Below are 16,162 nucleotides of genomic sequence, written 5' to 3'. Positions count from 1 at the left end.
GGTACCCCCTTAAAATGGAAAAAGTTGCAGAAATCTATGAGAGGATCATAGAAAGGTGTGAACCGTTTGTGACTTGGAAAGTGTTGATTGTGGATGATGATCCGAATGTGAGAGAAATCATCCGGCTCTATTTCCGTCAGCAGCTTATCGAATTAATTGAAGCCCCTGACGGCGTCGCGGCCCTGACCATGTTAGCGGAAGTTAAGCCTGATATCGTGATACTAGATGTGATGATGCCGGGGCTCGACGGTTATGAAACGTGCCGTGAGATTACCAAGCGTTATGATGTGCCGGTCATTATGCTGACCGCGAAGAACGATGAGTTTGATCGGGTGCTGGGCCTTGAGCTAGGTGCCGATGATTATATGACCAAGCCCTTCAGCCCGAGGGAGCTGGTGGCGCGCATTAAAGCGATTTTTCGCCGAATGCAGAAGGGACAGCCGATTATTGAGGTGGATGCACCCATTCAATATGAGTTTGATGATTTGGTTATTCATGTGAACCGCCGAGAGGTGCTCGCGGGGAGTATGAAAATTGACATGCGCCCCAAGGAATTTGAACTGCTCGCCTTTTTTGCGAAATCTCCGGGCGACGTGTTTACGAGAGAACAGCTGCTGGAGCAGGTGTGGGGATATGATTTTTTGGGCGATATGAGAACGGTAGACGTTCATATTAAAAAACTTCGTGATAGGTTAAGCCCGTGTCAGCATGTTTGCATTCACACGGTTTGGGGAGTGGGCTATAAATTTGAGGTAGCCGCATGTACCTAAATCCAAATAAAAGCATTCTCCGCAAAATGTTGACCAGCTCCATCGTTACGGTGCTTCTGGGGCTATGTGCGGTGGGGCTCGTTATTTCGATATTTGCCAAAGATTATATCGTCAGCTCCAAAAGTAATGAGATGATCCGGCAAGCCAAGCAGGTTAATCTCGCCATTCAAAATCAGACGGGACCGAGTGATAGATTTAAGGAGCAGTTGCGCTTTTTCGATGAAGCATTTGATTCGCGTATTTGGATATTTGATATGAACGGAGACACCGTTACTACCTCTTCAAAGGATGAGGTGAACGTAGGTAAGGTCGTCAGCACTGAGGTGATCAACCAAGTCCTGAATGGTGAACCCGCCGTATGGAATCAATCCGAAGGTTTTAAGGAAGGCATGCTTTCGGTTGCCGTCCCATGGGGCAAAGACAACGACGTATATGGTGGTATTGTCCTGCATTCGCCTCTTAAAGGGATGAATGAGACCATTGCTCAGCTTAGAGAAACCATCCTTTGGGTTACCCTGCTCGGTATCTTCTTTTCATTTGGTGTATCCTCCTATTTATCCTGGTCCATTACCCGACCCATCCAACAGATCGACAAGGCGGCAGCCAAGATTGCCATCGGTGATTACAGTGAGAGAATTCAAATCGATTCCAAGGATGAGATTGGTGAGCTGGCGACGACCATTAATCACATGGTGGAGCAGCTTGCACGCGTTGATCTAGAAAAGAGACAGCTAAATCAGCTGCGGCATGACTTTTTGGCCAATGTTTCCCATGAGCTGCGAACGCCGCTTACGGCGATGCGGGGTTTCTTGGAGGCACTTCAGGATGGTTTGATCGAAGAAGGATCGCGGGATAAATATTACGAGATCATGTATAACGAAACCCTACATATGAACCGGCTGGTCGATGATATTACCGACTTAATGAAGTTGGAAAATAAGGAAATCGATCTTGTGTGGTTGGCGGTCGATGTTCAGGCGATGATGTCCAAGCTGGCCTTTAAATTCCAACCGGAGGCAGAACTTCGCGGGACGGTCATTCACTGCCTTGTGGATGAAAATTCACCACAGGCTCACGCCGATCCGGATCGACTGGAACAAATTTTAAACAATTTGATCAAAAATGCTGTTAAGTTTACCGAGAACGGAACAATCGAATTAAAGGCGATGGCAGTTCCATCGGAAGGGTGTGTCCTCATCACGGTAACCGATACGGGAATCGGTATAACACCGGAGGATCAAGGGCTCATCTGGGAGCGTTTCTTCAAAGTGGAGAGAGGCAGACCCGTGAAGCATAAAGGCTCATCCGGTCTGGGGCTTGCCATTGTGCGAGAGCTTGTCGAGTTGCACAACGGAAGCATTCGTGTGCGAAGCGAACTCGGGGTCGGAAGCGCCTTTGAGGTCAGAATTCCGCTTTATGACAGCCGTCCGTATGTGCAGCCGTTGGTGAAGTTGGCTGGTGTTGGGTAGATTGTGTATTATAGAAAGACCGCAGAGAAGGGAGGGTTCCTTTTCTGCGGTTTTTTTTCATTTCACAGGTGGCAAAAATGCAAAAGAGCATCCTTTTCAGGGGAGTTCACTTCAGCGTTTTAAATAAATGCAAAAAGGCATCTTTTGGTGGCGACAATGCTTAAACAGAGCTGGAAATGCAGAAATTGATGCCTTTTTGCATCAATTTTATCTGAAATCGTTTATTTGATGGAGAAAGGTTGCACTTTGGCATTTCTTATCCAAGAAGAAGCCACGCTCACTGCTCCACGCTCACTGCTCCACGTCAAATTCGTGAAGGGGATCCTCGTGAACAAGCTCCACGGGTTGCAGTTGCAAGCCGATCTACCCACCGCCATTGCGCAATCCAGTTAAGCTCCTCTATCCAAAGCACCTACCCATCCCCGCAACCGGCGTGCTATCATAGGTCTAGATTCTATTTTTCCAATTACTCCCTATTACTCCAATTACAAAAGGAGAAGCCATGAACATTTATTTTACGGTAAAAAGTATTGGCAAGCGGAAGCCTTTTCTCACGAAGAAGGCGTACACGCTCACCTCCGCACCAACCACCCTTCGTGGGCTGATTCAAGAAATCGTTACGCATCACGTTCGGCTGTACAACGAGCGGGCGGAGGACCAGCCCCTGATCGCCTTTCTTACGCAGGAAGAGGTTGAGGCTAGGGGGGCCGAGGGCAAGGTCGGCTTCGGTACCCGGTACGACGACCGTCAGGCGAATGAAGCGGATGCGATCGCTGCGGCGATTTTGGCTTTTGAAGATGGGCTGTACCGCGTGTTTATTCGCGATGAGGAAGCTACGGAGCTGGACGCCAGCATAGACATGAGTGACGGGGATGACATCGCGTTCATCAAGTTTACGATGTTAGCCGGCCGACTATGGTAAAGGAGGGGACTTGAGGTGTTATTTTTTCAGCGGAAAGACGAGGCCACGAAACAGTTGGAAAGTCTCCTATTGGAGAATTTGGACAAGGTGACGCACGAGAGGAACCTGCATACCAGGGAGATCGGAACGCTTCTAGACCAATTAGCTGTGGAAGGGAAGCAGGAATCGTATTTTGCCCCATTGATCCCGATCATTCAGAAGAAAGCCGGCGCTTATCCGGGTGAGATCCTAAGATACCTAACAAACCATATTACGGAGTATCCCTATAGTGTCGGGTATTATCGCCGGCCCTTCCGAACTCGGAATCCTCGCGTCCACATCGAAAGTGTGTTGCGGAAGCTGTACGCCCTGTACGATTTATCCAAACTGAACTTTTCTCTTCTTACTTATCTCACATCGCCAGAACAAAAACCGACAGACAGCTCGATGATCTCTTACATACTTGCTTATGAGTTAGACGGCAATAACCCGAGTATTCTTAATGCCCTTAAAGATATTCTTTACGGGGATAACAATACAGCACTTCTGAACCGAGCGATGATTCGCGGCATGGTTTTCTGCCATCAGGCGGATGTGCATCACATGCTCGGCCAAATGCTGATCGCGGCACGCCTGCAAGAAGGGCTGCGCCAAAGTATCGTGGAGGCGATGGATGAGGGCACGATGGAGGCTTTTGCTTCGCTGCTCAAGGTTATTATTGAGCATGACTTTATCCGCTACAGCTCGGTCGTTCGGGCGCTGGACGTCTGGACCGGGCTTGGCCTTGAGGCGGCGAACACGCGGATCGTGAAGCAAGGTATTGACTACGCGTACAAGTGTATCAGCGACAAAGGTCTTTGCCAGGAATGGGCGAACAGCAACGATGTCCAAAAGCTTTATTTTGCCCTATGGGCGACGGCAGTCAGGGAAGAGGAACGTCTTCCTGATCTTCTGAAGCACATCATGGATCACGGGGCGACGTATCAGCAGATTGCGGCACAATATTTTCTCGTGCAGAGTCAAAATGACGAGCTTCGCTTCTCTCTCTCCGCCCCCTACATAGCTCAGTCGAATCTCGAGCTGCAGTCGCTGGTGCTGACGAACTATGTGTACCGTTGGTCGCGAGCATGGCGGTCGCATCCCGAGTACGAGGAGCTGCTGAACAAGCCGATCATCGATCGGGTTCCATTGCTGGAGTCGAAGGAGGAGCGGGTGCGCCAGTTCGAGCTGCTTCGCACGATGCTGCTCCAGATGCCGAAGGCGGAGGTGGCGGAGCAGTCGCAGGTTTTCGAGTGGCGGACGTACACCCACAGCACAGATACGATAGCGAATAAGATGCTGTACCTCGCCGCCTACGACCTGGACCCTGAGCTGATCGCGCAGGTGATTGCCCTCAAAGAACGCGTGAGTCCGAATCTGCGCATCGGGATCATTCAGTCTTTTATACAGGATGTAGCCAATCCTATTCAGAGGCAGTACCTTTTTGACTCCTTATCGGACAAAAGTGTATCCAACCGCGAGGCGGCTCTCGCCCGCATTGGTGAAATGGCGCTCACCCCACAGGACGTGGAGCTGGTGCAAGGGCTGTTAAAGCTGAAAACGGGTGCGCTTCGTCAGAGCGCTATTAAAATTTTGCTGAAGCAGGACCTCGAGCAGCTGGATCATGCGATTGAAACGCTCGTGGAAAGTTCGGTAGAGCTGCAGCGGCTTGGCGCTTTGGAAATGCTGTGCATTTTGAAGGAGGACGAGAAGCGGGGGGCGCAATTCGCGCAGGTGAAGCGGCACATTGCTTCGATTCAGGAGCCTACGAGCAAGGAGCAGCCTTTGATGGAGCGCCTCGGACAGAAGGAGACCAAAGGGCTTCATAACGGCTTCGGGTTATTTGACCCAGCGAAGGAACAGGCGCTACATCCCTTGCCGGACGATGACGGTGAATGTGTGAAGAGTGTGCTCAATCTGTCGTTCACCGCGATTCAGCGTTTCCTTCAAGGCTTGTCGGATGAAATCCATGCGCATCGGGATTATGAATATACGGCGGAGCGATATGCAGGTCATAAGGAAAGCTTTTTGCTGGGGGCTAGGCTCGAGCGATTAAATGGCTACTACAAGCAGGAGCAGGAACAGACGCATCTAGAGGGCTATCCGCTGGCGGAGGTGTGGAAAGAGTACTGGGAAGCGAATGGGTGTTCGGTGTGTGATCTGGTGCAGATGATGTTTTATTTTTCCACCGACTGGCTTTATAAGTACAACAGCGATCAACTGTCAAGCTGGGAGAGCCACCGGTACAAGAGCTTGGGGGATTGGGGCAAGGCGTTTGTGACGGAGCTGTATCCGATGGAAACGTTCCGTGCATTCGCTGAATGGCTCCCGACGCTTCCTTATGTGCAGCAGGTTCGGCAGCTTGTCTCTGTTTATTTTCACGATAGTGAACAAGAAGAGCGCTTCGCAATATCGAGCCAAATCTTGAACAAAATCATCCGCGCTTTGCAGCAACGGGAGCTGGAGGAGAACAGCAAAGCCTGGGCGGTGCTTTCCTCGCCATGGCTTTCTTGGACTGGCAGCAGCGTGTATGACGAACGCTCGTTCTTAAATTATTTTGCCATGAAGCTGAATTTGGATCGCCTCACACATTATGAGGATTTCCATCCGGAGCTGGGCGAGTTTGTGCGGGCGCTAGATCTGGGGCTGATCGATGACGATGAGGTCTATAAGGAGCTGCTGACGCGCAAAAGAAGCCGGCGGCACATCTCGACGATCACTGGAACCCGGGTGGATTTCGTGAAGAAGCATCCGACGATGGGTCGTTTTAAGGAGCAGGTGCTTGCCGTTATTCTGGAGCTCGAACTGAACCGTGGTGATTTGCCGACGGAGGTATCGGATCTGGCGATGGGCATTGACCGTTATGAGGGCATGGCCGATTTTATCGCGATTTTGTCGGGGCTGGACCGGGAATCGTTCGTTCGGGGTTACATCTATGGCAGCAGGACGAAAAAGGAAGCGCTTAGCCATCTGCTGCGCGTCTGTCATCCGGCGGAAGGCGATGATGTGAAGAAGTTGGCCGGGATGCTGAAGGGGAAAAAGATTGCCGACAAACGGCTTCTCGAAGCCGCTATGTACGCTCCGCAATGGCTCGAGCTGGTTGCCGAGCACCTGAATTGGAACGGGCTGCGCAGCGCCGCTTGGTATTTTCACGCTCATGTCAATGAGAGCTTCTCAGCGGAAAAAGAAACGATTGTCGCGCACTACTCGCCGATCTCGCCGGCCGATTTTAACGATGGCGCATTCGATATTCGCTGGTTTAGGGATGCTTATGCAGAGCTGGGCGCTGAGCGTTTCGACGTGCTGTATCAGTGCGCGAAGTACATTTCGGCGGGGTCGAATCATCGGAGGTCGCAGCTTTTTGCTGTTAGCGTGCTTGGGAAGCTGGATTTGGCGGAGATGCGGGCCTCGGTGGAGAGCAAGCGGAACAAGGATCATCTGCTGAGCTACAGCCTCATTCCGATAAGCGGGGAGGAGCGGGATCGGGATGTGCTGGAACGGTATGAGGTGATTCAACTTTTCCTCAAAGAGAGCAAAAGTTTTGGTGCTCAGCGCAGCGCTAGCGAAGCCAAGGCTTCGGCGATTGCCCTCGATAATCTGTCCCGCAATGCCGGCTATCCCGACGTGATTCGGCTGAAATGGGAGATGGAAGCGCGCAAAATGGAAGAGGTGCTGCACCTGCTGGAGCCGATGGCGATTGAGGAGATCGAGGTGAAGCTCGCCATTGATGAGAATGGCCGGGCTGAGATCGCAGTCGCCAAGAACGGCAAGGCGCTGAAGTCGCTTCCGCCCAAGTACAGCAAGCATCCGCACGTGGCTACCTTGAAGGAAACCGTCTCGAGTCTGAGAGATCAGTTCAAGCGGGCGAAGGTGGAGTTTGAGAAATGCATGGAGGCGGAGAGCAGCTTTACCTACACGGAACTGGCCAATCTGATGAAGAATCCGACGATTGCGCCTCTTTTGCGGACTTTCGTGTTTAAAATGGGATCGTCGTTCGGCTTCTACGAAGACGGCTGGTTGGTGGATGCGACGGGCGAAGCCGTATCGCTGGAGGGAGCGGATGCGATCTATATCGCACATCCGCTGCATTTGTATGAGAGCGGGGCGTGGAGCCGCTATCAAAAGCTCTTGTTCGACCGGCAGCTGAAGCAGCCGTTCAAGCAGGTGTTTCGGGAGCTGTATCTCCCGAACAGCGATGAACTGGCGAGCGGCGCGGTGTCGCGGCGTTATGCTGGGCATCAGATCCAGCCGAAGCGGGCGGCTGCTCTGCTGAAGACGCGGCTGTGGACCGTCAGCTACGAGGAAGGCCTGCAGAAGGTGTATCACAAAGAGAACATCATCGCCCAGGTGTACGCGCTCGCGGATTGGTTCTCACCTTCGGAGATGGAGGCGCCGACCTTGGAGACCGTCTCGTTCATCGATCGCAAAACGTATCAGCCGATCGAGCTGAGCCGGATTCCCGGCATCATTTTCTCCGAAATTATGCGGGATGTGGATCTCGTCGTGAGTACGGCACATGCCGGCGGCGTTGATCCAGAGGCGAGCTTGACGACGATTGAGCTGCGCAAAGCAATCGTCACGGAGTCGCTGCGTCTGCTGAAAATCGCCAACGTGCGGTTGGAGGGGAACTTTGCGCGTGTGGCGGGAGCGCTTGGCGAGTACGGCGTGCACCTCGGCAGCGGTACGGTGCAAAAGCAGGCGGCCGGGACGCTGTATATTCTGCCGGTCCATTCGCAGCATCGCGGCAGGCTGTTCCTGCCATTTATGGATGAGGATCCGAAGACAGCGGAGATCCTGTCCAAAATCGTACTGCTGGCGCAGGATACGAAGATTAAGGACCCGCAGATTTTGGAACAGTTGCGGGCGGGGCAATATGTGTAAAGAGTGGGAGCAGTGGAAAGCCATAAATCGAGGGTTGATGAGGAGAATTAGGTCCCATTGAAGACGAGATGAATCATTAACACGATAAAAGCCAGAGAAGAAGTTTTAACTTCTTTCTGGCTTTTAATGAGTGATGAATGATTTCTTACTTTTGATACTCTGTAGATTCCTTTTTTTGGTAGATTGATTGTAACAGATGGATTGGATGCTTTCTAACTGTGATATAATGGTAATAAAAGTAGGAAGGGAGGGGCAATATGAACTTTGATAAAATTGATCTTTTAAAAAGTGAATTAGATGAATTACGTCCTTTGCCAGCGGCTGCAGTAAGAAATTTAGAGCAGGTTTATCGAGTCGAGTGGACGTACAATTCCAATGCAATTGAAGGTAATACATTAACGCTTTTAGAAACTAAATTGGTTTTAGAAGAAGGTTTAACAATAGGTGGTAAAAAGTTGCGTGAGCATTTTGAAGTTGTTAACCATTCAGAAGCGATTTATTACGTACAAGATGTAGTTAATAGAAACATGGAATTGAGTGAGTATGTCATAAAATCAATTCATCATCTTGTGCTTAAAAACATTGACGATGAGAATGCAGGGCGATATCGAATGATCAACGTTTTGATATCAGGCTCTAGGCATACCCCTCCAAACTTCTCAGTGCTCTCGGAAAAAATGGAACAGTTAATTCAATGGTATAATGAAAACAAAGATAAATTGCACCCAGTTGAACTAGCCACGGAATTTCATTTCCGTTTCGTTTACATACATCCTTTTTCTGATGGTAATGGGCGTACAGCACGGCTTTTAATGAATTTAATTTTAATGAAATATGGATTTCCGCCGGCCGTTGTTAAAGCTGCAAATGAAGCTCGATTGAAATATTATGAATCATTAGAATTAGCAAGTATGGAGAATGATCTAAAGCCTTTCCTGCAATTAATTAACGACTGCGTTGAAGAGAGTTTGCAAAAGTATATAGGTGCAGTAAAGTGACTATGTTATTTAATCAATATAAACAAAATGAACAGTGGCGATCTAGGGTGTGTTTTCACGTCCAAGATTGCCGCTGTTTTTTTGTTTGTTGAAAAAGAGTTCTCTTGTTTTCGTCACATTAACGTTAATAGGGTCATGTTAGTTCGTAGTTGAGGCAATTTGATCAACTATATAATGATGAGGCTAGCCGACTGCATGGAAAATTTAATTAAAAGGAGTGAAACATGAAATGTTAAGGTTTAAAAAGGAAATTGCTTTATTCTGTATTTTTGCTTTGTTTGCATCCTTAATAAGCATGAATCCAATGGCAGCCAGTGCATCGTCTCTAACCTCTTACTATGTGGATTCAGTAAATGGAAATGACAGTAATAGTGGAAGGAGTCCAGGTGAAGCTTGGAAAACTTTAGATAAGGTAAATAGCACGGATTTTGTGCCGGGAGATCATATTTTGTTCAAAGCAGGAGGCAGTTGGAATGGCCATCTAACGATTGACGACTCCGGTTATGGTGCAAACCGCATTACATTTGACAAATATGGTGAAGGTCCAAAACCGATTATTGCTGGTGGAGGCATTCCGAAAGCCATTTCTGTACATAATGCGGAATATATCACGATCAAAAACCTTGAAATCACGAATGACGCGCCTGAAAATGATCACCGTTATGGTATTTTTGTGTCTAATGACACAGGTAGGACGTTAAGGAGTTTACACTTCGAGAGTCTAGATATTCATAATGTGAAAGGTAATTATGCAGGCAGCTTACGTTTTTGGTCAGCGGCAATCGGATTCAATGCTTATAAAAGCAATTCATCGTATGATGACTTTCTTATAGCGGATAGCCGTATCTATGATAATGAGAGCCATGGTATTCAAAGTGATGGAGATGAAGACGTTAAACAGGATACTTTTTTCACGAATGTCGTTATAAGAAATAATTATTTTGAAAGAAATGGAAATGGAGATATTGTTGTTGGTCTTTGCGACTCTCCTTTAATTGAATACAATACTGCCTATGATCAGGCTGGCGGTTTTGAAGGGTCTGGCTATACGGTTTCCATGTGGGAGTGGTTAAGCAAGAATGCCGTCTTCCAGAATAACGAAGTTGCTTACACGAATCATGACCCGTTGCAAAATAATAATGATGGGGATTCACAAGCTTTTGATGCCGACATTTCGACTGTTGACTATGCTACCTTTCAGTACAATTACAGCCATGACAATGCAGGCGGTTTTCTATTGGTTATGGGCAATGAACAAGAACGTTATAAAGGTTCAATTGTAAGATACAATGTTAGTTTTAATGACCATAACAATAACCTCAACGATAATTCCACCATGGCAATCAATCACGCGGGTTCCATGGGTTCTTACATTTATAATAATGTGTTTTACAACAACATTGCTAATGAAGGAATCCATTTGAAGTCTATTGGTAATGAAACAGGTCATGTTTATTATCAGAACAATATTTTTTATGCGAATGCAGCTTCGACATATCCTTCAGATTCCAAAAACATTTTCGACTATAATGGCTACTTTGGAACTGGAAATATTGCTCCAGCAGCAGACCTCCATGCGATAACCTCAGATCCCAAATTTGCTGGACCTATACCAACGGTACCTACAGACGGTATGGAGGGTGCTGATGTGTTCAAGCTGAGCCCGGATTCTCCCTATATTAACGCGGGAACCGTAATTGCAAATAACGGAGGCAGAGATTTCTGGGGGCACACCCTATATAATGGTGCTCCTGATATTGGGGTACATGAGTTTGGAAGTCCCAAAGCGGCAACGGTGACGCCAACTCCGAAACCATTAGTGATTCCCGATTCGAAAGATTCGGTGATTCACGCCGGAAGATGGTCCTTGAAAGCAACTTCTACAGCTGCAGCTTCAAATAATGAAATTAAGCAGACCATTTCGGGTATACAACAGAATACGAATTACGAGGTAAAGGTTTGGGTAAAAGGTACGGGCGGATATACATTATCGGCTGGATCTGGAAGTACCGCTATAAGTGAAGTAGCCTTTGAAGCTGCAAGCGAATGGACTGAAATCAGTTTGCTTGTGAATAGCGGCAATGCCACTACGCTGGTTTATGCTTTAAAGGAAACAGGCGGAGCAGCTGGGACAGCATACTTCGATGATGCTTATCTCGGAATGGCAAATGGCGCAAATTTGTTGGAAAACAGCAGTTTTGAATATGGAGCAATGCCTTGGACATTAGGCAGCGTATTTTCTCTTTATCATACGCCTGCACCTGAAGAACCTACGCCTCCAACACCGGAGCCTGTAGTGCTTCCGACAACGATAGGTCAAGTCAACGATGATTTCGACAGCGCTGATTTGAATGCAAGGTGGAAATGGATCGGAGGAGAAGATGCAACCAAATGGAGTCTATCTTCAAATCCTGGGAAAATGAAAATAGCTAGCACCGGCGGGGACGTCGATTCTACTAAAAACCTATTGCTCCAATGGGCGCCTAAAGGCGACTTTACGATCGAGACCAAAGTGTCCGCAACCCCAACGGCGAATTGGGAGCAGACAGGATTGTTGGTTTATATCGATGGTGCGAACCACATTAAACTTAACCGAGTACATGACGACAAACTGAAATTCCAGTTTGGATATAAGAAAGATGGCGCATGGAACAGCGGTACTTATACCAATATAGATGATGCGAATATTACCAATCCCGACTATTACCTAAAGCTGAAGAAGACAGGCGCTACTTATACAGGGTACTACTCACAAGATGGTACTACTTATACCGAAATAGGAAGCTACACGATTTACTTCCCTGGCGATAAACGGATAGGTCTGTATAACTGCAATGGAACCAATGTCATTGCTAATTTTGATTATTTCCATATGACAAGCTTGGATAACCATGCAGTTGAACCTGAAGAACCTGAAGAACCGACACCAGCACCGACGGTTGTTAACGAAGTGCACAGCGGCGATTATGCCATAAAACTGGATAATAATTCAGCTGATAGTGCTTGGAAGTCTATGGGATATAGCGACATAGCGGTGACGCCAAATACTCAGGTGGAATTTAAGGCATGGATAAAAGGAAGTGGAAACGTAGTATTTGTCTTAGACAATGCGAACTGGTCTACATTAGGTGAGAAAAGCGTAACTGCAACTGGTGAATGGACGGAAGTAAGCAGCGGCGTGTTTAATACAGGAACTAATACAGTCATGCATGTCATGATCAAAACGACAGATGCGTTTAGCACTTTGTTTATAGATGATGTTTTCTTAGGAACATCCGGCGGGGCGAACGGCATTTCGAACTCCGATTTTGAAAATGGGTCGGGTCCTTGGTGGAATGTGAACGCGCCATTCTCCTTAGTAGCAAAAACAACACCGAATGTGCACAGCGGGACCCAAGCGATCAAAGTGGATCATAATTCGGCTGCTAGTGCTTGGAAGTCTATGGGATACAGCGATATTGCGGTTACACCGAATACCGATGTGGCAGTTAAGGCATGGATAAAAGGAACTGGAGTCGTAGCCATTGTCTATGCCAATGCGGATTGGACTACATTAGGCGAGAAAAGCGTAACAGCAACCAGTGTTTGGACGGAAGTATACAGCGACACGTTCAGTACTGGATCTAATGAAGTCATGCACGTTATGATCAAAACGACGGATGCTTTCAGTACATTGTTTATCGATGACGTTTTCTTAGGAACATCCGGCGGGGTAAATAGACTCTCCAACCCTGACTTTGAAGGCGGGTCGGCTCCTTGGTGGGGCGTGAATGCTCCTTTTACCCTAGTCCAAGAAACGCCTGCAGTAACACCGAATGTGCACAGCGGGACCCGAGCGATAACTGTTGATCATAACTCGGCCGCCAGCGCCTGGAAGTCTATGGGATACAACGATATAGCAGTAACACCAAATACCGATGTGGCAGTTAAGGCATGGATCAAAGGAAGTGGAGTCGTAGCCATTGTCTATGCCAATGCGGATTGGACTACATTAGGTGAGAAAAGCGTAACGGCAACTGGTGTTTGGACGGAAGTCAGCAGCGGCACGTTCAATACCGGATCTAATGCTGTCATGCACGTTATGATCAAAACGACGGATGCTTTCAGTACAATGTTTATCGATGACGTTTTCTTAGGAACATCCGGCGGGGTAAATAGGCTCTCGAACCCTGACTTTGAAGGCGGGTCGGCTCCTTGGTGGGGCGTGAATGCTCCTTTTACCCTCATTGAAGTCATCGATCCTAATGCAAGCCATAATCCAGAATTTTTCAAAATGAGAAATAAAACGATACGTGAAGGTAACCCTTTACTATTTACGATTCATGCAACCGATAAGGATGGAAATCCATTGACTTACAGTGCGGAAAATCTGCCTGCAGGTGCTGAATTTAACGCTTTATCCCGTATATTCAGCTGGACGCCTTCATATTCACAAGAAGGCATCTACAATGTTACGTTTAAAGTAAACGATGGAACCAGCACGGTTTCTTCAGTTGCCCAAATCACTGTAATCAATGGAACAACAACGACACCAACAGCGCCACCAGATGATCCAACAGCACCAACAGCGCCGATCCCGCAATCAGGGCCTGTGAAGATTGAAGCAATCCCTGACGGTAACGGAAAAGCTGTTGTCAATGTGAAGGCAAATGAACTTCAGGCAGCTATACTTGGTGCGAAAGACTCTATTGTAGAAATTAACATTCAAGGAGCAGAATCAGCCAAAGAAGTAACCGTTAATCTTACTGGTGATTTTATGAAAACGGCGCTCGACAATAACATCAAGCAATTAAATATTCGTACAGGTCTTGCCGTGATCGCGATTTCAACAGAATTATTGAAAAATGAAGACGGTACTACCGGGAATGTTCAACTTTCCGTTTCGAATGTCGATTCCACAACCCTTTCGGATGAAGTGAAGGAGGCTATCGGAAGCAATCCGATATACGACTTCAATCTCAGCGTTGGCGGGAAGAAGATCAGCCAGTTCGGGGATCAAGCCGTGACAGTTAAGTTGAACTACACGTTGAAACCGGGAGAAGACCCAGATCAAATCATCATTTATTACATCAATGAGAATGGCAAGCTGGAAATCGTGAAGAATGGCAAATTCGATGAAGCAACGGGTCAAGTCATATTCAGCACGGTACATTTCAGTAAATATGCAGTTGCTTTTAACGGAGTAAGCTTTAACGATATTGCGAATGTATCGTGGGCACAAGACAGCATAGAAGCATTGGCAGCAAGAGGCATTATCAATGGAGTCGGGGAAGACCGTTTTGAACCCGATAATCAGCTGACTAGAGCACAGTTTATTAAGATGCTGATGAATGCCTTTGATTTAATTGACAGTCAAGCCACAACGTCACTAAGTGATGTGATGAAGGACACATGGTATTACAGTGCAATCGCATCGGCACAACAACTCGGTATCGTTAATGGTAAATCGGACAGCATTTTTGGCATCAATGATCCGATTTCGAGGCAGGATATGGCCGTCATGATTTACAATACAGGGTTATTAGTAAAGGCAAACTTAAAAGGAAACGGAGAAGCAGCTTCATTCAATGATAAGTCTGAAATCGCGGCATACGCTGTAAAGGCGGTAGCAGCTATTCAACAAGCTGGTATCATCAACGGTGTAGGGAATGGGAATTTCGCACCTCAAGGTGTGGCAACAAGAGCACAAGCAGCTGTTATTATCTGGAGAATGTTTACGAAAGCTAAGTAACGTCACGGTAGAACATGAAGTCATTCATTCAAGAGATGGCCCTTTTATTCAAAGGGTCATCTCAAGAAAGGAAGAATTATGTATGGGGAATAAGGTTACATACAAGCGTTTTGCTTTTAAACTCAAACATGTGTTGATCATTATCGCCGCAATTGTGGTTTCCTGTACGTATTTTATAATAGAAGGCCATGCAAATGATGAAAATTGGGAGTCTAGTGTTGTAGCAACTGTAGACGATGAACCTATAACTGTGAAAGAGTTAATGCCCCGAATCGTAGCACATCGATCAGAAGTATTAGCGTATTTTAAGAAGCAACATAATGCTGTACCTGGAGAAGGTTTCTGGACTAGCAGTTTTGATGGCGACATACCTGCAGAAATGTTAAAAAAGTCTGCTTTGGATGAGAGTATACATATAAAAGTTCAACAAATCCAGGGAAAAGAGATGAAACTGGTTGAAGATATCAGCTATTCGCAATTTCTTGAAGAACTTAAAATAGAAAATGAAAGACGCAAAACGGCTATCGAAAATAAGAAAGTCATTTACGGTCCTAGGCAGTATACCGAAGCTGTTTATTTTTCAAAATTGTTCTCAGATCTGGTGTTTAAGCTAAAGGGAAAAGTAGATGAACAGCTTATCGTTTCGGAGGAAGAGATCAAGCAATATTATGATAAAGCCATAAAGGAAAATAAGTACAAAAAAATAGGAAAAGTAAAGGTAGAGAAAATGTCCTTCGCTTTTACATCTAAAGATGAGAAGAGTAAGAAAGCTGCAAAGGAAATGGCAGAAGAAGTACAGAAAAAAGTCGCTAATGGGGACAATTTTAAGGATTTGTCCGATAAGTATGGAAATAATTCAGTCATTCCTATTGAATTCGGTGAACAGATATTTGATTCCACGACGAATCGTGAAGATTATATGTACGCAACTCATGAATTTACCGAAAATGCTGTTGGCTTATCCGTAGGACAGGTGAGTGAGGTTTTCGAGCACAACAATGCTTATTATGTGGTTAAATGTATCGAAAAGACAGATGAAGGATTCAACAAGCTGGAGGAAGTTCATGCATCTATCACACAATTATTAAAAGAAAAAGAGTATACCTCTTATGTTGATGATTTGGTAAAGAATACAACCGTAGTAATAGATAAGGAAGTATATAGAAAGCTTGAAATGTATTAGGTTGGAGCTGAGCCTTGAATAAGCGTGACAGGATAAAAGCCAGAGAAGAATTTCAATTTCTCTGGCTTTTTATTTTTCCGGAAAAAAGAATTGGCTATCTAGGCGTGACGAAGTGGTTTATCTTATCATACAGTGATATTGTGCAAAAGGGGAAGCCCGCTTTTCGCATCATGTCTTAAGGGCTTCGCCA

The 16,162-nt window shown here is 46.6% G+C and carries 7 protein-coding genes; all 7 read left to right on the top strand.

Translation table 11 applies throughout. From position 1 onward, the window contains the following. Positions 1 to 68 precede the first annotated feature (68 nt). The 7 genes from AC58QO_RS30025 (at position 69) to AC58QO_RS29995 (ending at position 15,972) form a co-directional block, all read left to right on the top strand. Entirely contained in the window at positions 69 to 770 is a 702-nt protein-coding gene (locus tag AC58QO_RS30025) for a response regulator transcription factor (protein ID WP_497272093.1), read from the top strand. Continuing rightward, positions 761 to 2,239 carry a sensor histidine kinase gene (locus AC58QO_RS30020; RefSeq protein WP_497272091.1) on the top strand — a complete coding sequence of 493 codons (1,479 nt, stop codon included), beginning with the start codon at positions 761 to 763 and terminating at the stop codon, positions 2,237 to 2,239. Before AC58QO_RS30025 ends, AC58QO_RS30020 begins: the two co-directional genes overlap by 10 nt. Before the next feature lie 502 nt (positions 2,240 to 2,741). Next, positions 2,742 to 3,161 carry a hypothetical protein gene (locus tag AC58QO_RS30015; RefSeq protein WP_497272089.1) on the top strand — a complete coding sequence of 140 codons (420 nt, stop codon included), beginning with the start codon at positions 2,742 to 2,744 and terminating at the stop codon, positions 3,159 to 3,161. A 15-nt stretch (positions 3,162 to 3,176) separates the two neighbouring features. Next, positions 3,177 to 8,060: a DUF4132 domain-containing protein gene (locus AC58QO_RS30010; protein WP_497272087.1), complete on the top strand. Its 4,884-nt coding sequence runs from the start codon at positions 3,177 to 3,179 to the stop codon at positions 8,058 to 8,060. A 257-nt stretch (positions 8,061 to 8,317) separates the two neighbouring features. Further along, complete coding sequence (locus tag AC58QO_RS30005; protein ID WP_497272085.1) at positions 8,318 to 9,058, top strand: Fic family protein; 741 nt, start codon at positions 8,318 to 8,320, stop codon at positions 9,056 to 9,058. A gap of 229 nt (positions 9,059 to 9,287) precedes the next feature. After that, on the top strand, positions 9,288 to 14,789 hold the full coding sequence (locus AC58QO_RS30000) for an S-layer homology domain-containing protein (protein WP_497272083.1): 5,502 nt from the start codon (positions 9,288 to 9,290) through the stop codon (positions 14,787 to 14,789). An 82-nt stretch (positions 14,790 to 14,871) separates the two neighbouring features. Further along, positions 14,872 to 15,972 (top strand): peptidylprolyl isomerase, encoded by a 1,101-nt coding sequence (locus tag AC58QO_RS29995; RefSeq protein WP_497272081.1) that lies wholly within the window; start codon positions 14,872 to 14,874, stop codon positions 15,970 to 15,972. The last annotated feature ends 190 nt before the right edge of the window (positions 15,973 to 16,162 follow it).

The sequence above is a fragment of the Paenibacillus sp. J31R30 genome (genome assembly GCF_059692115.1).
This window is presented reverse-complemented; position numbering and strand designations above follow the sequence as displayed.

What these genes read in the sequence shown, in the direction of transcription:
- AC58QO_RS30005 (WP_497272085.1), top strand. Translation starts at nt 8,318, where the DNA reads ATGAACTTTGATAAAATTGATCTTTTAAAAAGTGAATTAGATGAATTA.
- AC58QO_RS30020 (WP_497272091.1), top strand. Translation starts at nt 761, where the DNA reads ATGTACCTAAATCCAAATAAAAGCATTCTCCGCAAAATGTTGACCAGC.
- AC58QO_RS29995 (WP_497272081.1), top strand. Translation starts at nt 14,872, where the DNA reads ATGGGGAATAAGGTTACATACAAGCGTTTTGCTTTTAAACTCAAACAT.
- AC58QO_RS30015 (WP_497272089.1), top strand. Translation starts at nt 2,742, where the DNA reads ATGAACATTTATTTTACGGTAAAAAGTATTGGCAAGCGGAAGCCTTTT.
- AC58QO_RS30000 (WP_497272083.1), top strand. Translation starts at nt 9,288, where the DNA reads ATGTTAAGGTTTAAAAAGGAAATTGCTTTATTCTGTATTTTTGCTTTG.